The organism is Xenorhabdus sp. TS4 (assembly GCF_014467265.1).
In the GTDB taxonomy this organism is placed as follows: domain Bacteria; phylum Pseudomonadota; class Gammaproteobacteria; order Enterobacterales; family Enterobacteriaceae; genus Xenorhabdus; species Xenorhabdus ehlersii.
The window spans coordinates 1-19942 of sequence record NZ_NKHQ01000006.1 but is presented as its reverse complement, the minus strand read 5'-3'; the positions used below and the strand labels follow the sequence as shown (position 1 = coordinate 19942).

Sequence of the window (19942 nt, the reverse complement as noted above, 5' to 3'; positions counted from 1 at the left end):
CACAAAAACCCTGATCAAGCGTTGTGGTGAAGAATGATGACAGATCAGATAGCGCAAGAAAGCGCCCGGCCTGCTTGGACAACACGCGATCATCTTGATGATCCTGTTGTCAGCGAGCTTAACCGTCAATTTGGCCCGGATGCCTTTACCATCCAGCCGACCCGTACCGGTATGCCAGTTGTTTGGGTTAAGCGGGAGCAGTTACTGAAAGTAATAACATTTCTGAGAAAATTGCCCAAATCCTATGTCATGCTGTTTGACTTGCATGGTGTTGATGAGCGTCAGCGCTCTCACCGAGAAGGCTTACCGGCGGCGGATTTTTCGGTGTTTTATCACCTCCTTTCCATTGAGCGTAACCGTGACATCATGCTGAAAGTCGCGCTCACTGAACAAGACCTGAATATCCCCACAACTACATCGATTTTCCCAAATGCCAATTGGTATGAGCGTGAAACGTGGGAAATGTTTGGCATTACATTTAACGGCCATCCAAATTTGCGTCGTATCTTGATGCCACCGACATGGGAAGGTCATCCGTTGCGCAAGGAATATTCTGCGCGTGCCACGGAATTTGATCCTTTCGTATTGACTAAGCAGAAAGAAGATCTGGAAATGGAAGCGCTGACTTTCAAACCAGAAGAGTGGGGCATGAAGCGCGGCACCGATAATGAGGACTTCATGTTCCTTAACCTCGGCCCAAACCATCCTTCTGCTCACGGTGCGTTCCGCATTATTTTGCAACTTGATGGTGAAGAAATCGTCGATTGTGTTCCCGATATCGGCTATCACCATCGTGGTGCCGAAAAGATGGGGGAACGTCAGTCATGGCACAGCTATATCCCTTATACCGATCGCATCGAATATTTGGGGGGATGTGTTAACGAAATGCCTTATGTGCTGGCGGTTGAGAAACTAGCAGGCATTGAAGTCCCCGACCGAGTGAAAACAATTCGTGTCATGTTGTCCGAACTATTCCGTATTAATAGCCATCTGCTTTATATCAGTACATTTATCCAAGACGTTGGTGCGATGACGCCTGTCTTCTTTGCTTTTACTGACCGACAGAAAGTTTACGATGTCGTCGAGGCGATTACTGGATTTCGTATGCATCCGGCATGGTTCCGAATCGGTGGTGTTGCTCATGATTTGCCGCGTGGTTGGGACAAACTCTTGCGTGAATTGTTGGACTGGCTGCCGAAACGTTTGAATTCCTATGTCAAGGCAGCGCTGAAAAACAGTGTCCTGAAAGGGCGTTCTGTTGGGGTAGCGGCCTATAATGCTAAACAGGCTTTGGACTGGGGGGTTACTGGTGCGGGGCTGCGTGCCACTGGCATTAGTTTTGACGTACGTAAATGGCGCCCTTATTCCGGTTATGAAAACTTCGATTTTGAAGTACCAACAGGCTACAACGGTGATTGCTATGACCGGGTAATGTTGAAAGTGGAAGAAATCCGTCAGAGTCTGCGCATCCTTGAGCAGTGCCTGAAAAATATGCCGGAAGGACCATTTAAGGCGGATCATCCACTGACTACGCCGCCACCGAGGGAACGGACTTTGCAGCACATCGAAACCATGATTAACCACTTCCTGCAAGTCTCATGGGGGCCGGTCATGCCTGCTAATGAATCATTCCAGATGATCGAAGCGACTAAGGGTATCAACAGTTATTACCTGACCAGTGATGGTAGCACTATGAGCTACCGTACCCGCATCCGTACACCAAGTTTTGCTCACTTACAGCAAATTCCATCGGTGATCCGCGGCAGTCTGGTTTCTGACCTTATCGTCTATCTGGGCAGTATCGATTTTGTTATGTCTGATGTGGATCGCTAACGATGCAAAGTGAATTTAACGCAAACAAGCAAGCACGCCTTGATGTGGTTAACGTAACGGACGCTCAGACACTGGATAAGTTTGTATTGAGTGCTGACGAACGTAATGCTATTGAGCAGGAAAAACACCACTACGAAGATCCGCGTGCTGCGTCAATCGAAGCACTGAAAATTGTACAAAAGCAGCGTGGCTGGGTGCCTGATGGTGCCATTTATGCCATTGCTGAGGTATTGGATATCCCGGCCAGTGACGTGGAAGGTGTAGCGACGTTTTACAGCCAGATTTATCGGCAGCCAGTGGGACGCCACATTATCCGTTACTGTGACAGTGTTGTATGTCACATCACGGGCTATCAGGGTGTTCAGGCAGCGATAGAATCGTGTTTGAACATTCGTCCGGGGCAAACCACGGCAGATGGGCGTTTCACATTGTTACCCACTTGCTGCTTGGGTAACTGTGACAAGGGACCAACGATGATGATTGATGAGGACACCCACAGTTACGTGAAACCCGAAGAAATTGAAAAATTACTGGAGCAATATCCATGACAACGCATTCAGGAGTGAAAGAAATTATCCGCACAGCGGAAACTCATCCCCTGACATGGCGGTTGCGTGATGACCAACAACCTGTCTGGCTGGATGAATACCGAAGCCAAAATGGTTACAAAGGAGCCGAAAAAGCACTGAAGGGCATGGCTCCTGATGAAATTACCGCATTAGTTAAAGATGCTGGCTTAAAAGGTCGTGGTGGTGCAGGCTTCTCAACCGGCTTGAAATGGAGTCTGATGCCGAAAGACGAAAGCATGAATATCCGCTATTTGTTGTGTAATGCGGATGAGATGGAGCCGGGCACTTACAAAGACCGCCTATTGATGGAGCAACTGCCTCATTTGTTGGTGGAAGGCATGTTAATCAGTGCCTTTGCATTGAAAGCCTATCGCGGCTACATCTTCCTACGTGGTGAGTATGTTGAAGCGGCTGTCCATTTACGCAAAGCAATAGAGGAAGCTAAAGCTGCTGGATTGCTTGGCAAGAACATTTTGGGCAGTGGTTTTGATTTTGAACTGTTTGTTCATACTGGCGCAGGTCGTTATATCTGTGGTGAAGAAACCGCTTTGATTAACTCCCTTGAAGGGCGCCGGGCAAACCCTCGTTCAAAACCCCCATTTCCTGCGACAGCTGGCGTATGGGGCAAACCTACGTGCGTCAACAACGTCGAAACATTGTGCAACGTTCCTGCAATTCTTGAACATGGGAAAGAGTGGTATATCGGTTTGAGTGCCGGCAAAAGTACAGATGCCGGTACCAAACTGATGGGCTTTTCTGGTCGGGTCAAAAATCCAGGTCTTTGGGAATTACCTTTTGGCACAACAGCCCGTGAAATTCTTGAAGAGTATGCGGGAGGAATGCGTGATGGCCTGAAATTCAAGGCATGGCAACCCGGAGGGGCAGGAACCGATTTCCTGACAGCAGACCATTTAGATCTGCCGATGGATTTTGAGCATATCGCCAAAGCGGGTAGCCGATTGGGAACCGCACTGGCAATGGCGGTGGATCATGAGATCAATATGGTTTCCCTGACCCGCAATCTTGAAGAATTCTTCGCTCGTGAATCTTGTGGCTGGTGTACACCATGCCGTGATGGTTTGCCGTGGAGTGTCAAAATCCTCAGGGCTATTGAGAGTGGCAAAGGCCAGCCAGGTGATATTGAAACATTAGAACAACTCTGTCGTTTTCTTGGCCCGGGCAAAACGTTTTGTGCTCATGCGCCAGGTGCTGTGGAACCTTTGCAGAGTGCTATTAAATATTTCCGTGAAGAGTTTGAAGCGGGAATTGTCACCAAAGATTATGGCAATACCAACCTGATTGCGGGTATTCAACCAAACCTGCTCAACCAGCGTTGGTAACAAACAGTGCTAATTTTTGATTAACGCCTGCCACGGCAGGCCATTGGGAAGCATGCTGACTATGGCTACGATACATGTAGACGGCAAAGAATATGATGTAAACGGGGCTGATAACCTGTTACAAGCCTGCCTCTCATTGGGGCTTGATATACCTTATTTTTGCTGGCATCCAGCGCTGGGAAGCGTTGGCGCTTGCCGCCAGTGTGCGGTGAAGCAATATCAAAATGCGGAAGATACGCGCGGTCGTCTGGTGATGTCTTGTATGACGCCGGCGTCAGATGGCACGTATATCTCCATTGATGATGAAGAAGCTAAACAGTTCCGTGCCAATGTTGTGGAATGGTTAATGACCAACCATCCCCACGACTGTCCAGTTTGTGAGGAAGGGGGTAACTGTCATTTGCAAGATATGACAGTGATGACGGGGCATTCATTCCGAAAATACCGTTTTACCAAACGTACTCACAAAAATCAGGCGTTGGGGCCATTCATTGCTCATGAAATGAACCGTTGTATCGCCTGTTATCGTTGTGTCCGTTACTACAAAGATTATGCGGATGGAACAGATTTTGGCGTTTATGGCGCTCATGACAACGTTTATTTTGGTCGTCCTGAAAGTGGCACATTGGAAAGTGAATTTTCCGGTAACCTTGTTGAAATTTGCCCAACAGGGGTATTTACCGATAAAACACATTCAGAACGTTATAACCGTAAATGGGACATGCAGTTTGCGCCAAGTATCTGCCAACAGTGCAGCATTGGCTGTAACACCAGCCCTGGTGAACGTTATGGTGAATTGCGCCGGATAGAAAACCGTTATAACGGCACGGTTAACCACTACTTCATGTGTGATCGCGGGCGTTTCGGTTATGGTTATGTCAACCGTGACGACCGTCCTCGCCAGCCCCAACAGTTGCGTGGTGATCAGTGGATTTCATTGAATGCTGAGCAGGTTATGCAAGGGGGTGCAGACATTTTGCGTCAGGCGAAAAATGCTATTGGCATCGGTTCACCGCGTGCCAGCATTGAAAGTAACTTTGCCTTGCGTGAATTGGTGGGTGCGGAAAACTTCTACAGCGGCATTTCAGCGGAAGAACAGCAACGCCTTGATATGATGTTAGAAATTCTCCAGCAAGGTGGAGTCTATACGCCATCCCTGCGTGAAATTGAAGATTATGATGCGGTGTTGGTGTTAGGGGAAGACCTGACCCAAACGGCTGCCCGTATGGCGTTATCTGTACGCCAGGCAGTGAAAGGCAAAGCGCGTGAAATGGCTGCCGCCCAGAAAGTGGCAGACTGGCAGATTGCGGCGGTTATGAATATTGGTCAACATGCCAAGTATCCTCTCTTCTTGACCAGTGTCGATGAAACCCGATTGGATGATATTGCAGCATGGAGCTACCGTGCACCTGTTGATGATCAGGCTCGCTTAGGTTTTGCCGTGGCACATGCCTTGAACAATATCGCACCTGCCGTTAATGATCTGCCGGATGAGCTGAAATCGAAAGTAGAAATCATTGCGCATGCATTGCGTGATGCGAAAAAACCATTGATTATCAGTGGCAGCAATCCAGGCAGTGATGCTTTGATTCAGGCTGCTGCCAATATCGCATGGGCCCTGAAAGATAAAGGTTCGGATGTGGGTCTTTCCTATGTTGCTGTATATGCCAATAGCCTGGGACTGGCAATGATGGAGGCGCAGCCATTGGATTCTGCTTTACAGCGTATTGCTAAAGGGGATTCAGATACCGCCATCGTGATGGAAAACGATCTCTATCGTCATGCACCGGCGGATAAAATTGATCGCGCACTGGATAGTCTGAAAAATCTGATCGTCGTGGATCACCAACGTACTGCTATCATGGATAAGGCGCATTTGATTCTGTCGGCCTCCAGTTTTGCTGAAAGCGATGGTACGTTGGTGAATCAGGAAGGTCGTGCCCAACGCTATTTCCAGGTTTACGAACCCGCATTTTATGATAAATCCATCGTTATGTTAGAAAGCTGGCGCTGGATGCATTCCTTGTATACCACCTATACGCAGTGTGAAACGGACTGGACACAACTTGATCATGTGATTGCAGCTTGTGTCAAAGTGATGCCGCAATTCAAAGGCATCATCAATGCGGCACCAGATGCGACATTCCGTATTCGTGGCCAAAAATTGGCACGTTCACCTCATCGTTACAGTGGCCGTACAGCGATGTTGGCTGATGTCAGTGTCCATGAGCAGCGCCAACCACAGGATATCGATACCGCATTTGCTTTCTCAATGGAAGGGAACAACAGCCCATATGCCCCACGTCAGCAAATCCCGTTTGCATGGGCACCAGGCTGGAACTCACCACAAGCGTGGAATAAATTTCAGGCTGAAATCGGTGGCAAGCTGCGTTTCGGCGATCCGGGCGTTCGTTTGATTGAAACGGTTGATGGTGGGTTGAACTACTTTGACGCTATCCCGACAGCATTCACTGCGCAAAAAGATCAATGGCATGTGGCGCCTTATTTCCATTTGTTCGGCAGTGAAGAACTGTCACAACGTTCTGATGTAATACAGGCACGTATGCCTGAGCCGTATGTGATGATCAATCATAAAGATGCGGAGCATTTGAATGTGAAAGAAGGTGCTGTGATGGCATTTGATTGTGAAGGGCAGAAACTGCGTTTAGCCGTGCGTTTGAGCGGCAATCTGGCACAAGGGCAAATCGGCTTGCCACTGGGAATGTCGGGTATACCGCCGGTTCTGGCAGGCAAATCAGTCCATAACTTACGGGAGGTTGCATAATGAGCTGGTTTACTCCCGAGGTCATTGAAATCCTGATTGCTGTATTGAAAGCTGTTGCCATTCTACTGGTCGTGGTTATCTGCGGGGCATTCATGAGTTTCTTTGAACGCCGCATTCTTGGCCTGTTTCAAAACCGTTATGGGCCAAACCGAGTCGGTTGGGGCGGTTCATTGCAGCTTGTCGCAGACATGATCAAAATGTTCTTTAAAGAAGACTGGGCACCGCGCTTTTCTGACAGAGCCATTTTCACTTTGGCCCCAGTTATTGCCTTCTGCTCAATGCTGCTGGCCTTTGTTATTGTGCCGGTAAGCCCGACATGGATGGTCGCAGACCTGAATATTGGTATCTTATTCTTCATGATGATGGCGGGTTTGGCGGTTTATTCCGTGCTGTTTGCTGGTTGGGCGAGTAACAACAAATATGCCTTGCTGGGTGCGATGCGTGCATCCGCACAGACATTGAGTTATGAAGTTTTCCTCGGTATGTCCATGATGGGCGTTGTGGCACAAGCTGGCTCCTTTAACATGGTGGATATCGTCAACTCACAGCAACATGTGTGGAATGTCATTCCTCAATTCTTTGGCTTCCTGACCTTTGCCATTGCGGGGGTAGCGGTATGCCACCGCCATCCCTTTGACCAACCGGAAGCAGAGCAAGAACTGGCTGACGGCTATCACATTGAATATTCCGGTATGAAATTCGGTCTGTTTTTTGTCGGGGAATATATCGCGATTGTGACGGTATCTGCTTTGATCGTCACGCTGTTCTTTGGTGGCTGGAATGGGCTTTTCTTGCCTCCATTCGTCTGGTTTGCGCTGAAAACAGCATTTTTCATGATGATGTTCATCTTGATCCGTGCTGCATTGCCGCGTCCTCGTTATGACCAGGTAATGTCGTTTGGCTGGAAAGTTTGTCTGCCGTTAACGTTACTTAATATGCTAGCGACAGCAGCAGTTATTTTATACAACGCTCAATAAAGGGGGGATTGAACCATGACATTGAAAGAATTAGTGGTCGGTTTCGCCACCCAGGTACGCAGTATTTGGATGATAGGGCTTCATGCCTTCCATAAACGCGAAACAAAAATGTATCCGGAAGAGCCAGTTTATCTGCCACCCCGTTACCGTGGGCGCATCGTTCTGACGCGTGATCCTGACGGTGAAGAGCGTTGTGTTGCGTGTAACTTGTGTGCAGCGGTATGTCCAGTGGGATGTATCGCACTGCAAAAAGCCGAGCATAAGGATGGTCGCTGGTATCCTGAATTCTTCCGCGTCAACTTTTCGCGTTGCATTTTCTGCGGCCTGTGTGAAGAAGCGTGCCCAACTACCGCGATTCAGTTGACACCGGATTTTGAACTGGGTGAATACAAGCGTCAGGATCTGGTGTACGAGAAAGAAGATCTGCTGATTTCAGGGCCAGGTAAATATCCTGACTATAACTTTTACCGTAAGACAGGTATGGCAATTGACGGCAAGGATAAAGGCGAAGCCGACAATGAGGCCAAGCCTATCGACGTTAAAAGTCTGTTGCCGTAAGGAGCGATATTCATGGAATTTACATTTTATGTCGCAGGGCTGGTTGCTATTCTCGCAACACTCAGGGTAATAACCCATACGAACCCAGTGCATGCACTGTTGTATCTGATTATTTCCTTGTTGGCACTGTCCGTTGTGTTTTTTTCAATGGGTGCCTATTTTGCTGGTGCTTTGGAGATCATCGTTTACGCGGGCGCAATTATGGTGTTGTTCGTCTTCGTCGTGATGATGCTGAATCTGGGAAAATCAGTTATCGAGCAGGAGCGGCTATGGTTACAGCCCCGAGTTTGGATTGGCCCGTCAATCTTGTCTATCGTCCTGTTGATTGTGTTGGTTTATGCCATCAGTACTCTGTCATCCGCTGAAATCAGTGGTGAAGTGGTCAGTGCCAAAGAAGTGGGCATTAGCCTGTTTGGGCCTTATGTATTAGCTGTTGAACTGGCATCTTTGCTGCTGTTGGCAGGATTGGTAGTGGCTTACCACATCGGCCGTGAAAACCGACAAGGGGAAGTGATCAGCAATCGTGCGGAGGATCAACAATAATGATAGCGTTACACCATGGCCTCATTCTGGCGGCTATTCTGTTTACATTGGGCTTCACCTGCCTGATTATCCGCCGCAATCTATTATTTATGCTGATCGGGTTGGAAATCATGATCAATGCTTCAGCGCTGGCGTTTGTCGTTGCTGGCAGCTATTGGCTCCAGCCTGATGGTCAGGTGATGTACATTCTGGCCATTACTCTGGCAGCAGCCGAGGCGAGCATCGGTTTGGCACTGTTACTACAGTTGCACCGTCGTCGCCAAAACCTGAATATTGATACAGTCAGTGAGATGCGCGGATGAACTTACTCTATTTAACAATTCTGTTGCCACTGCTGGGATTTTTGCTATTGGCATTTTCCCGTGGCCGCTGGTCTGAAAATTTGTCAGCCACTATTGGGATTGGTTCTGTTGGGTTGGCAGCTTTGGTCACATTCTGGGCTGCGATTGATTTTCTTACTCAGGATGGAGCAGGGGGGCTGGTTTACAGTCAAACATTGTGGAACTGGATGGCGGTAGATAATTTCAGCATCCCCATTAATCTGGTACTGGATGGTCTGTCGCTGACGATGCTTAGTGTTGTGACCGGCGTTGGTTTTCTGATCCACATCTATGCTTCTTGGTATATGCGTGGTGAAGAGGGATACTCCCGCTTTTTCGCCTATACCAACCTATTTATCGCCAGTATGGTGGTATTGGTGCTGGCAGATAACATCCTGCTGATGTACCTCGGTTGGGAAGGTGTAGGCCTGTGTAGTTACCTGTTGATCGGTTTCTACTACAAAACCCCTGCCAATGGCGCGGCGGCAATGAAAGCCTTCATTGTGACTCGAGTTGGTGATGTATTCCTTGCCATTGGCATGTTTATCCTTTACGACCAGCTTGGTACATTGAGTTTCCGCGAATTAGCGGTATTGGCGCCACAACATATTGAAGCAGGTTCTAGCGCGATCAATTGGGCAACCTTGATGATTCTGGGTGGCGCTGTAGGTAAATCAGCTCAATTACCATTGCAAACATGGCTGGCGGATGCGATGGCCGGCCCAACACCGGTTTCTGCTCTGATCCACGCCGCTACGATGGTGACCGCTGGGGTTTATCTAATTGCCCGCAGTCATGCATTGTTCTTGATGGCGCCTGATATTTTGCATTTGGTCGGTATTATTGGTGCGATCACCTTGCTGTTGGCAGGTTTCGCAGCACTGGTACAGACAGATATCAAGCGAGTGCTGGCTTACTCCACCATGAGCCAGATTGGCTACATGTTTCTGGCATTGGGCGTACAGGCGTGGGATGCCGCGATCTTTCATCTCATGACCCATGCATTCTTTAAAGCGTTACTGTTCCTGGCTTCTGGTTCGGTGATTCTGGCCTGCCATCATGAGCAAAACATCTTCAAAATGGGTGGCCTAAGCAAGCGTATCCCATTTGTTTATCTCTGCTTCCTGGTGGGTGGGTCTGCGTTGTCAGCACTGCCATTGTTGACAGCAGGTTTCTACAGTAAAGATGAAATCCTGTGGGGCGCATTGGCAAATGGTCATATGAACCTGATGCTGGCAGGGCTGATTGGAGCATTGATGACATCACTGTATACCTTCCGCATGATCTTTATCGTGTTCCACGGTGAAGAAAATACCCATGCTCATCCAGTCAAGGGTATTACCCATACCTTGCCATTGTCCGTGTTGCTGGTGCTGTCCACTTTTGTTGGCGCGCTGATTGTGCCACCGCTGGCGGGAGTCTTACCCGATAGCGTTCTATCAGGAAACAGTGTGGTGGGGCATGATGGCAAAATGACATTAGAAATCGTTTCTGGTGTGATTGCTGTTGTCGGTATCTTGCTGGCAGCTGCGTTGTATCTGGGCAAACGTAGTGTGGTTAATGCTACGGCGAACAGTGCATTAGGTCGCTTCTTCTCCACATGGTGGTTCCATGCCTGGGGATTTGACGCACTGTATGACTGGGTATTTGTGAAACCATTCAAAAATATCACTCGTTTGTTGCAGAGTGATCCTTTGAACTCACTGATGAACATTCCAGCTATATTGTCACGTTGGGGCAATAAAGGGCTTCGTTGGAGTGAGAACGGACAAGTCCGTTGGTACGCTACCTCTATGGGGTTGGGTGCAGTGCTGGTTTTAGCTCTGCTGCTTTTGGTTTAATTAAGGGACATATTGCGCCATGCTACTACCTTGGCTAATTCTTCTGCCCTTCATCGGAGGCCTGCTGTGTTGGCAGGCAGAGCGCTTCGGCACCCGTATGCCGCGTTGGATAGCGCTTCTGGCGATGGGACTGACGCTGTTACTCTCCCTGTACCTGTGGTTACAGGGAGGTTATACACTCACCAACCCACAGGGCATACCACAGTGGCAATCCGAGTTTTTGCTTCAGTGGATCCCACGTTTTGGCATTAGCATTCATTTGGCACTGGATGGTTTGTCCTTGCTAATGGTGGTGCTGACTGCATTACTGGGTTTGATGGCAATCCTCTGTTCGTGGAATGAAAACCAGCCATACCAGGGTTTCTTCCACCTGAATCTGTTGTGGATATTGGGCGGTGTGATGGGGGTCTTCCTTGCCATTGACCTGTTCTTGTTCTTCTTCTTCTGGGAAGTGATGTTGGTACCGATGTACTTCCTGATTGCACTATGGGGACACAGAGGCTCGGAAGGTAAAACTCGTATTACTGCGGCAACGAAATTCTTCATCTATACCCAGGCCAGTGGTTTGGTGATGCTGATTTCGATTCTGGCATTGGCTTTCATTCACCATGATGCAACCGGCGAATGGACATTCAACTATGAAAAACTGTTGCACACGCCGATGTCATACACCGTTCAATATTTGCTAATGCTGGGTTTCTTCATTGCATTCGCAGTGAAGATGCCGGTTGTTCCTTTACACGGCTGGCTACCAGATGCTCATAGTCAGGCACCAACAGCAGGTTCAGTTGACCTTGCGGGGATTTTGCTGAAAACAGCGGCGTATGGTTTGTTACGTTTCAGTTTGCCCCTGTTCCCACAAGCCTCTGCGGAATTTGCTCCGATTGCGATGTGGCTGGGCGTCATTGGTATTTTCTACGGTGCGTGGATGGCATTCAGCCAGACTGATATCAAGCGTTTGATTGCCTATACCAGTGTTTCCCACATGGGCTTTGTACTTATCGCCATTTACACAGGTAGCCAATTAGCTTATCAGGGAGCGGTGATCCAGATGATTGCACATGGCCTGTCAGCAGCGGGTTTGTTTATTTTGTGTGGTCAGCTCTATGAACGCCTGCATACCCGAGACATGCGCCAAATGGGTGGATTATGGGGAAGAATTCAACTCTTGCCTGCGATATCCCTGTTTTTTGCGGTAGCAACATTGGGTATGCCAGGAACCGGTAACTTTGTTGGGGAATTTATGATCCTGTTTGGCAGCTTCAGTAAATTTACCTTGGTTACTACGGTATCCGTGTTCGGTTTGGTTTTTGCCTCTGTTTATGCACTGTACTTGATGCAGAAAGCGCATTACGGTACGCCAAAAACGGATAAGCCCTTACAGAGAATGGATGTGCGTGAAATTTCCATTTTGCTGTTGTTGGTCGTCTTATTGGTGATTTTGGGTGTGTACCCGCAGCCAATTCTTGATACCTCAGCCGCAGCAATGAGTAACATCCAGAATTGGTATTCAGCTTCACTTTTAACTACAAGGCCGTAATTCGCCATGACAATAACTTCTGAACAATTGATCGCACTGTTGCCGCTATTGATCGTCGGATTGACGGTGGTGGTTGTGATGCTGTCCATTGCGTGGCGACGCGATCATTTCACCAATGTCACCTTGACGGTGATTGGCCTAAACCTGGCTCTGTTCTCTCTCTATTTTGTGGGACAGCAGGAGCCAATGGATGTCACGCCATTGATTCATGTAGATCGTTTTGCAATGTTCTATACTGGCCTTGTGCTGATTGCGAGCCTTGCAACAACGACATTTGCCTACTCATGGTTGGAAAATTATCCCGATAATAAAGAAGAATTTTATCTGTTGGTGATGATTGCGGCGGTTGGGGGAATTCTGCTCTCTTCTGCCAACCACATGGCATCACTGTTTATCGGAATTGAATTGATCACCCTGCCGCTATTTGGTTTAGTGGGTTATGCATATCGTCAGAAACGTTCGTTGGAAGCGGGCATCAAATATATGTTGCTGTCTGCGGCTGCGTCTTCATTCTTGCTGTTCGGTATTGCACTGCTGTATGCAGAATCCGGTGATTTGTCTTTCGCATCACTCGGCAAGAGTTTGAGCGATAGCAAACTGCATGAACCGTTAGTGCTGGCTGGTTTGGGGATGATGATCGTAGGGCTGGGCTTTAAACTTTCCCTCGTGCCTTTCCAACTGTGGACACCGGATGTTTATCAAGGCGCACCAGCACCGGTATCAACTTTTCTGGCAACGGCAAGTAAGGTTGCGATCTTTGCGGTGATCATGCGCTTATTCATTGAAGCGCCAGTGGCTGAAAGCACAACCTTGCGTATTCTGCTAACTGTGATTGCCATTGCCTCTATTCTATTTGGTAACTTGTTGGCATTGACACAAAGCAATATCAAACGACTACTGGGTTACTCATCCATTGCTCATTTGGGATATTTGCTGGTGGTATTGGTGGCTATCAAAGATCATACTTTGGCAGAAGAGACGGCAGGTATTTATCTGGTCGGTTATTTGCTTGCCAGCATCGGGGCATTTGGCGTGGTCAGTTTGATGTCTAGCCCGTACAGAGGGCCAGATGCGGATTCACTGTTCTCATATCGTGGCTTGTTCTGGCATAAACCAATTCTGTCAGCGGTTATGACTATTATGATGTTGTCATTGGCGGGAATACCATTAACATTTGGCTTCATTGGCAAATTCTATGTTATCGCGACAGGTGTTGAAGCAAGATTATGGTGGCTGACTGGTGCAGTTGTCGTGGGTAGTGCCATTGGTCTTTACTATTATCTACGAGTGATGGTGAGCTTGTACCTGCCGGCACCGAAAGCACTGAATCGTGATACACCAAGCAATTGGGCGTTTACCTCTGGCGGGATTGTGGTATTGCTCAGTGCGTTACTGGTGTTGATCCTTGGTATTTGGCCACAACCGCTGATTGATATTGTTCAGCTGGCGAAAAGCGTTTTGTAAATAATAAGCTAAAGAAACTATTTTAAAGACCCAGCCATCGTTGTCTGGGTTTTTTCGTTTATAAGTGTCTGGCAACAGTACTGGTGTCAGAAAAACCTGCTTTGTGATATAAAGCTTTGAATATGGTTCTGTCGCATTAACAAAGAAAGTACGAGTGAAGATGAGGTGATTGATTGTTCGCCGGGTGCTCCTGTTCAATCAGATTATTAAGGTATTTGTTTTGCCGGATAATGATGTCGCTATCCTTAGGTTTTCCCTGATTTTACTCGTCCACTGCGGCTTTATTGGCGCCACTTTTATCCATCGTCACCACGTCGGGTTGTCCATGCTGACGCATCGCCTTTTTAAAGATTTCCCTTTGATTTTGATATAGGTTTCGTCCATTCGCCACCGACGCCCAACAGCAGGCTTGCTCCGCCGATAGCGTTTGACCCTCAACGGGATCAGACGATGAACCCAGCGGGAGAGCGTGGAATGATCGACGGTTATCCCCCGCTCAGCTAGCATTTCCTCCAGGTCACGCAGGCTCAGTGCATAGGCCAGATACCAGCGAACACACTGAGCGATGATATCAACAGGATAGTGCAGGCGTTTGAATGCTTTTCGGATAAGGGACATCGGTGAATCACTCAACAAAAAAACGGCATGATACCCGGACACTGCTTAATACGACAGAACCAAAATTTCAGCATAAACCCCATAAAGTACAGGAAACAAAACTTGAGTTATTGAACAAATATTTACTTTATTTTTTTTTATATGGCTAAAATAGTTACGATGATAATCAAAATTACCGATTGTTATTATATAAGTTCATATAGATGATAATTATCTATTTAATGTTAATTACTGATATAGGGTTTTTATTATGTTGAAATTTCTTAAGTTCTTCCCAGAGGGGTTTCACGTTTATGAAGATAAAATGCCTGAATACCCCCATTATTTACGTCTGACTATATCGGGGCATGGAAATGATGATGGATTCCTAGCATCGCTTTTTGGTGGTGACAAATTTTTTGCTGACAACAAAAAGGAATATTCTCATATAGAACCAGAAAGATTAGTACGTATTTTGACGTTATTTTTTGGGACTTTCTTAAAAAAATATCGGGTTATTCGTTTGTTTTTTTGCCAGTCAGCGGGATTTGAATACGGTGAAATCGAAAAATCTTTTGCGGCTGAATTTTCTCGAAAATTGAAATATTCCTCTTATTATAATGAGTATGTTATCGTTGAGGCTTTTATAACAAATATTGCTTCTAGGCCTTTTAATTATGAGAAATATAAAAAAGATCGCAAAGAAGAAAGAGAAAATGATAGTGAAGAACATCCTAATTATCCTAATAAAAAGAAAAAAAGGATCTTGAAAGCCAGCCATGAACCCACTACCGTCACTAAAATGTATTTTCATGGGAAAGAAAAAGAAAAAAATTTAATTGATAAAATGAACAAATCTTTTAATAAAAATATAATGAGTTCTGAACCTATTATGGACGACATGGATAAACGAATATTTTTCCGCAATGGGGCAATAGTGCATATTGGAACATTAATGTCTGATAGATATAAGAAATTTAGAAAAATAGACTAAACATAGATCTGTTTTCATACATAAAAAATGGAATTATTATTCCAAACTAGATTTGTATCTATCGGATGGAGATAGATGGGTTCTGTCGTATTAAGCAGTGTCCGGGTATCATGCCGTTTTTTTGTTGAGTGATTCACCGATGTCCCTTATCCGAAAAGCATTCAAACGCCTGCACTATCCTGTTGATATCATCGCTCAGTGTGTTCGCTGGTATCTGGCCTATGCACTGAGCCTGCGTGACCTGGAGGAAATGCTAGCTGAGCGGGGGATAACCGTCGATCATTCCACGCTCTCCCGCTGGGTTCATCGTCTGATCCCGTTGAGGGTCAAACGCTATCGGCGGAGCAAGCCTGCTGTTGGGCGTCGGTGGCGAATGGACGAAACCTATATCAAAATCAAAGGGAAATCTTTAAAAAGGCGATGCGTCAGCATGGACAACCCGACGTGGTGACGATGGATAAAAGTGGCGCCAATAAAGCCGCAGTGGACGAGTAAAATCAGGGAAAACCTAAGGATAGCGACATCATTATCCGGCAAAACAAATACCTTAATAATCTGATTGAACAGGAGCACCCGGCGAACAATCAATCACCTCATCTTCACTCGTACTTTCTTTGTTAATGCGACAGAACCGAAGCGAGAGTATCTGCCATAAAATAACCTCATTCTGTGTATTTCATGGCAGTATAGAGGGGAACTATAATTTCTCAATAAACAGCTAGCGTTGGTAGTCATGTATAGGAATGCCATACTCCCATATAATGGTTAAGCCTATTTGGGGGAGACTGACCATCAAAATGGCTCATTTTGGGGTATGTATTGATTCCATAATGCCTCGCCTTCCTTACTCTCCCAAGGTGGAGTAGTAGGTTTACCGTTCAACCAAAATTGTATTTTTTGTTGAACCCGAAAAAAATGTCTATTTCTATAAATCCATCTTAACTCACGCGCAGTTATATCTGACGAGCCCCGAGAACCAGGATATTCTTTTTTTTGCACTATATATTCCATGTCTATCTTATCAAGAATAAAATGTACATGCATATCTTTGGTCATTTCGTCATCGTTTCTGGTTATCCAAGATAATCCTCCCTTGCATTTCCTACCAAATTGTGACATTATGTCAACATTTGTTTTTTCCCTTTCTTCTTCTTTTTTTATGTCTGCCAAGGATTTTTGGGTAGTGTAATATTTAGGATGCTGACTAAGATATGACATAAAGTTACTTTGGAAACGCTGTTTTCTCCCTAAGGTCATTCTGTTTTTTCGTTCCTGACCGTCACTCCTCATCTCAGCATCTACGGGAATCACATATTCATCTATTATTCGAGGTCGTACTCTGTACTTACTCATTTCTAGTTCAAGGAGTTTAAATTCAGGAAATTCTTTAGTGTAGTTTATTCTTTGATCCTTTAGTCCATAAATAAGATCATTGGGATGAATTTTTTGCCTAAACGGTGCATTGAATGGCATTTTTTTATCCTTATATCATTATGTTGTTTTTTATGATTAAATTTTAATTATGTTGGTGTTTTATGCTGAGTTAATGTGATATTTCTCCCTTCAGTAGGTCTAGTGATTTAAATTTAATAATTTCTGATTATTTTTATATTATAGGAAGGGTTTGTGCTATAAATCTGAATAAATGTTAATGTTATCTAGTGGTTACTTATGCATACTTATGTCGAAAATAAGCTGAAAGAAGCACTGGAACACTACTATTTTTTCTGCTGAATAAGCTTCCCCTATGTGGATATCGACTTAGTGTGGTTGTGTAATATTTTGCATGGCGTTCAAGGTATGATGTGAAGCTGTCCTGATAGAAATGTCTTGACTTCCTTTGCGGCGTTATAGGTTGGGTATATCGCTTCTCGCTCACCTTGAACGACAAACTCATCTATGGTGTGAGGTCTGACTTTGTACTTAATCCTGCTAAGCTCAACTAATGTAAATGGCCCATTTTCCATTCCAGTGTATTTTATCCTGGCGCCATCTAACCCATAAATGATGTCATCAAGAGCAACTTTTTCCCTAAAAGGTTGATTAAAAGGCATTTTCACTCTCCTAATTGTTCAATAAAAATTATCTAAGGTAATATCTGAAGCATACAAGATTAAATACAGTGTTTTTAGAAAAACCCCTTGCTTGTATAGCTGGGGTTTGGTGTCGCATTTAGGGGCTGTTGATGTTTTAAGGTCATAATTCATCAGCCCACATGGGCAACCAGACAATGATAAACACCAGAGCCAACATACTGGCGTAATTCCGTTTAAGCTTATCGTATCTTGTTGCTATTGCACGAAAATGTTTAACTCTGGCGAACGCATTCTTCACCAAATGACGATAACGATATAAACATTTATCAATCTGTTTATCCGATTTTCGGCTATTTTTTCGGTAGGGAATAATCGGCGTTGTTCCTTGTTGTTCAATATGATTTCTGAAAACCTGACTGTCGTACCCTTTGTCAGCTATCACAAAGTCCGAAGGGGGCGATTGTTCGACTAAACTTTTAGCATGAACAATGTCATGCACTTGTCCCCTGGACAATTCAAAATGAACAGGTAAGCCGTAACTATCGACGGCCAAATGGATTTTGGTTGAACGTCCACCACAACTTTTGCCAATAGCCTCATCATCATCTGAAGCCGCTCCGGCACTGTGCTGATGCGCTCGAACAATACTGCCATCAATAAATCATTCCCTATCAGCAAACACAGATAACCACTTGAAAATGAGCTGTAAAACCCCTTTCTTTGACCAAGCATTGAAACGTTGAAAGATGCTATTCCCTTTGCCGAATTCTGGCGGTAAATCGCGCCAGGGAACGCTCGTTCTCATTCGGTAAAGAATGCCTTCAAAGGTCAAACGGTGTTCAGGTTTGTGATAAATCCAACCCGCATGTTGCATTAACGCAGATCGCTTATTCCATTGGGGATCTGTTAACATAGTTCGTGGCATGATGGTGAGGTCTGGTTGTTTTTTGGCGAAAGTAATTATACCAAATCATCATGCTGTCTAATAATCCCTCACAAAACATCAACACTTCCTAAACAAACATCAGATTTAGTCACTTCATCCTGATTGAGTGACTATATAAAGACTATCTGGTTCTGTCGCATTAACAAAGAAAGTACGATTGAAGATGAGGTGATTGATTTTTACTCAGCTAATTGATAGGAAAATGCCGCGGGTGAAATCGGACACCCTTCTTTTTGTCGGTATTGTCCTTTGCGCAACATACAGACCAATTCAATTCCTGCCAACACGGTCTGGGCCCGTCTGAAGTTTTTGAACCCCAGCATAGGACGTGTTCGCCGTTTGATGTTGCGGTGATCCTGTTCAATCAGATTATTAAGGTATTTGTTTTGCCGGATAATGATGTCGTTATCCTTAGGTTTTCCCTGATTTAATTCGTCCACTGCGGCTTTATTGGCGCCACTTTTATCCATCGTCACCACGTCGGGTTGTCCATGTTGACGCATCGCCGTCTGAATCCACAGCACGGTAAAGGTAACTTAGAAGAACTTTATTGCTGTGTCGATGACTTCTGCCAAAAATTTATCCCTCTCTGGCATCAACAACTTATCGAGAATGGATGACGTCAACGTAAGCGCTCCTCTTCCCTTTCTCTCAGCGAGGTCATGACGATCCTCATTTTATTTCATATGAGCCATTACCGGAATTTTAAAGGCTTTTATCTTGAGCATGTCACCCTTTATCTGCACAAGGAATTCCCGGGGGTAGTCAGTTATACCCGTATGCTTACGTTGAAAAAAAGAGCACTTATTCCCCTGTGCACATTCCTGTCATCACGTCAAAGCCAAACCGCAGGCCTGCGAGCCGCGCGCAGACAATGCAGCAGGGTCGGGGCGGGGGAGGTAAAACCGCGGAGGCCGCAGGCCGACCTGCCTACAGGGGTCTTTGCCTGAGCCACTCAAGGCCGCTAAAGAAGACGCTGTTTTTGCCGGAACGGGGCACGCTGCTTAAGATTGGCACTGGGTTTGCCGAGAGGGTGCGCCGATGCTGACAGCAGAAGGCGTCAGCCTTGTGCGGTGCACCCCGCGATGCTGATAGCGGGGGCGCCAGACATAATGCAGATTGTGCGATGTGAGCCGCTCTTCGGGGCTGGGCGCGACGGCAGGGCCGCACGGCGAATTTCGCACAATCTCCCTGCATTATGTTAAATGGGCTTTGGGCAGCCGGCACAGAGTGGTTGGGGACACCGTGGCCGCCGCTGACCATTGCCCATTTACCCCCGCCGGCACTGAAGCTGACGGGCAGGCCGGCCACGGTCTGCCCCTGCACGGAACCCCGCGGACTCAACGGGGACGGGGCGCTGTCCGCTGGCATCAGGGTGGCTGTCTGGCACGCTACTTTCCGCGGATTCAGGGCATGGGCGGCTCTTCGGGGGTTCGGTGTCAGCGTTTGGCGGCTGATTATCTGCCCGCTCGGCCGGATGGGTCTGGCTGTGCACCTGCTTGAGCTGTTTGATGGCGACCCGCGTATACACCTGAGTAGTGTTGAGTTTCTCATGCCCCAGCATCGCCTGGATATGGCGGATATCCGCGCCATTGTCCA

General features: G+C 46.4%; 16 protein-coding genes and 4 pseudogenes. 15 read left to right on the top strand and 5 right to left on the bottom strand.

Features of this window, described 5'->3' with window-relative positions; translation table 11 throughout:
* The first annotated feature begins 33 nt into the window (after positions 1–33).
* The 11 genes from nuoC to nuoN all read left to right on the top strand — a co-directional run bounded on the left by nuoC (position 34) and on the right by nuoN (position 13770).
* Positions 34–1833, top strand: coding sequence for an NADH-quinone oxidoreductase subunit C/D (nuoC, locus tag Xets_RS04305; RefSeq protein WP_187651208.1), 1800 nt, complete (start codon positions 34–36; stop codon positions 1831–1833).
* A gap of 2 nt (positions 1834–1835) precedes the next feature.
* Positions 1836–2381 carry an NADH-quinone oxidoreductase subunit NuoE gene (gene nuoE, locus Xets_RS04300; RefSeq protein ID WP_099131991.1) on the top strand — a complete coding sequence of 182 codons (546 nt, stop codon included), beginning with the start codon at positions 1836–1838 and terminating at the stop codon, positions 2379–2381.
* Positions 2378–3742: an NADH-quinone oxidoreductase subunit NuoF gene (gene nuoF, locus Xets_RS04295; protein WP_099131990.1), complete on the top strand. Its 1365-nt coding sequence runs from the start codon at positions 2378–2380 to the stop codon at positions 3740–3742. The genes nuoE and nuoF overlap by 4 nt, the downstream gene beginning before the upstream one ends.
* A gap of 61 nt (positions 3743–3803) precedes the next feature.
* Positions 3804–6527, top strand: a complete 2724-nt coding sequence (nuoG, locus tag Xets_RS04290; RefSeq protein ID WP_099132147.1) for an NADH-quinone oxidoreductase subunit NuoG — start codon at positions 3804–3806, stop codon at positions 6525–6527.
* Positions 6527–7504 (top strand): NADH-quinone oxidoreductase subunit NuoH, encoded by a 978-nt coding sequence (gene nuoH / locus Xets_RS04285; protein WP_187651207.1) that lies wholly within the window; start codon positions 6527–6529, stop codon positions 7502–7504. The genes nuoG and nuoH overlap by 1 nt, the downstream gene beginning before the upstream one ends.
* Positions 7505–7519: 15 nt before the next feature.
* Positions 7520–8062, top strand: coding sequence for an NADH-quinone oxidoreductase subunit NuoI (nuoI, locus tag Xets_RS04280; protein WP_099131988.1), 543 nt, complete (start codon positions 7520–7522; stop codon positions 8060–8062).
* A 12-nt stretch (positions 8063–8074) separates the two neighbouring features.
* Positions 8075–8605: an NADH-quinone oxidoreductase subunit J gene (gene nuoJ, locus Xets_RS04275; protein WP_099131987.1), complete on the top strand. Its 531-nt coding sequence runs from the start codon at positions 8075–8077 to the stop codon at positions 8603–8605.
* The gene (nuoK, locus tag Xets_RS04270) at positions 8605–8907 is read left to right on the top strand and encodes an NADH-quinone oxidoreductase subunit NuoK (RefSeq protein ID WP_074018590.1); all 303 of its coding nucleotides are present in this window, start codon (positions 8605–8607) and stop codon (positions 8905–8907) included. Before nuoJ ends, nuoK begins: the two co-directional genes overlap by 1 nt.
* Positions 8904–10766: an NADH-quinone oxidoreductase subunit L gene (gene nuoL, locus Xets_RS04265; protein WP_099131986.1), complete on the top strand. Its 1863-nt coding sequence runs from the start codon at positions 8904–8906 to the stop codon at positions 10764–10766. Before nuoK ends, nuoL begins: the two co-directional genes overlap by 4 nt.
* 19 nt (positions 10767–10785) lie before the next feature.
* Positions 10786–12306: an NADH-quinone oxidoreductase subunit M gene (gene nuoM / locus Xets_RS04260; protein ID WP_099131985.1), complete on the top strand. Its 1521-nt coding sequence runs from the start codon at positions 10786–10788 to the stop codon at positions 12304–12306.
* 6 nt (positions 12307–12312) lie between these two features.
* Positions 12313–13770, top strand: coding sequence for an NADH-quinone oxidoreductase subunit NuoN (gene nuoN, locus Xets_RS04255; RefSeq protein WP_099131984.1), 1458 nt, complete (start codon positions 12313–12315; stop codon positions 13768–13770).
* A gap of 184 nt (positions 13771–13954) precedes the next feature.
* Here nuoN and Xets_RS04250 read toward each other — a convergent pair.
* Positions 13955–14388, bottom strand: a pseudogene (locus Xets_RS04250) (transposase); the annotation flags it as partial.
* 250 nt (positions 14389–14638) lie between these two features.
* Between Xets_RS04250 and Xets_RS04245 the strand changes: the two are divergent.
* Positions 14639–15361 (top strand): hypothetical protein, encoded by a 723-nt coding sequence (locus Xets_RS04245; protein WP_099131983.1) that lies wholly within the window; start codon positions 14639–14641, stop codon positions 15359–15361.
* A 139-nt stretch (positions 15362–15500) separates the two neighbouring features.
* Positions 15501–15934 (top strand): annotated as a pseudogene (locus tag Xets_RS04240) (transposase); the annotation flags it as partial.
* Positions 15935–16153: 219 nt separating this feature from the next.
* Here the strand turns inward: Xets_RS04240 and Xets_RS04235 are convergent.
* The 4 genes and pseudogenes from Xets_RS04235 to Xets_RS04220 all read right to left on the bottom strand — a co-directional run.
* Positions 16154–16834 carry a hypothetical protein gene (locus Xets_RS04235; protein WP_099131982.1) on the bottom strand — a complete coding sequence of 227 codons (681 nt, stop codon included), beginning with the start codon at positions 16832–16834 and terminating at the stop codon, positions 16154–16156.
* 320 nt (positions 16835–17154) lie between these two features.
* Positions 17155–17415: a hypothetical protein gene (locus Xets_RS04230; protein ID WP_187651206.1), complete on the bottom strand. Its 261-nt coding sequence runs from the start codon at positions 17413–17415 to the stop codon at positions 17155–17157.
* A 142-nt stretch (positions 17416–17557) separates the two neighbouring features.
* Positions 17558–18322: pseudogene (locus Xets_RS04225) on the bottom strand (IS5 family transposase).
* 200 nt (positions 18323–18522) lie between these two features.
* Positions 18523–18861, bottom strand: a pseudogene (locus tag Xets_RS04220) (DDE-type integrase/transposase/recombinase); the annotation flags it as partial.
* Between Xets_RS04220 and Xets_RS21605 the strand changes: the two are divergent.
* The gene (locus tag Xets_RS21605) at positions 18835–18963 is read left to right on the top strand and encodes a hypothetical protein (protein ID WP_255430568.1); all 129 of its coding nucleotides are present in this window, start codon (positions 18835–18837) and stop codon (positions 18961–18963) included. The pseudogene Xets_RS04220 and the gene Xets_RS21605 overlap by 27 nt on opposite strands.
* Before the next feature lie 755 nt (positions 18964–19718).
* A partial coding sequence (locus Xets_RS27690) for a hypothetical protein (protein WP_222941509.1) occupies positions 19719–19942 on the top strand: 224 nt, incomplete at its 3' end.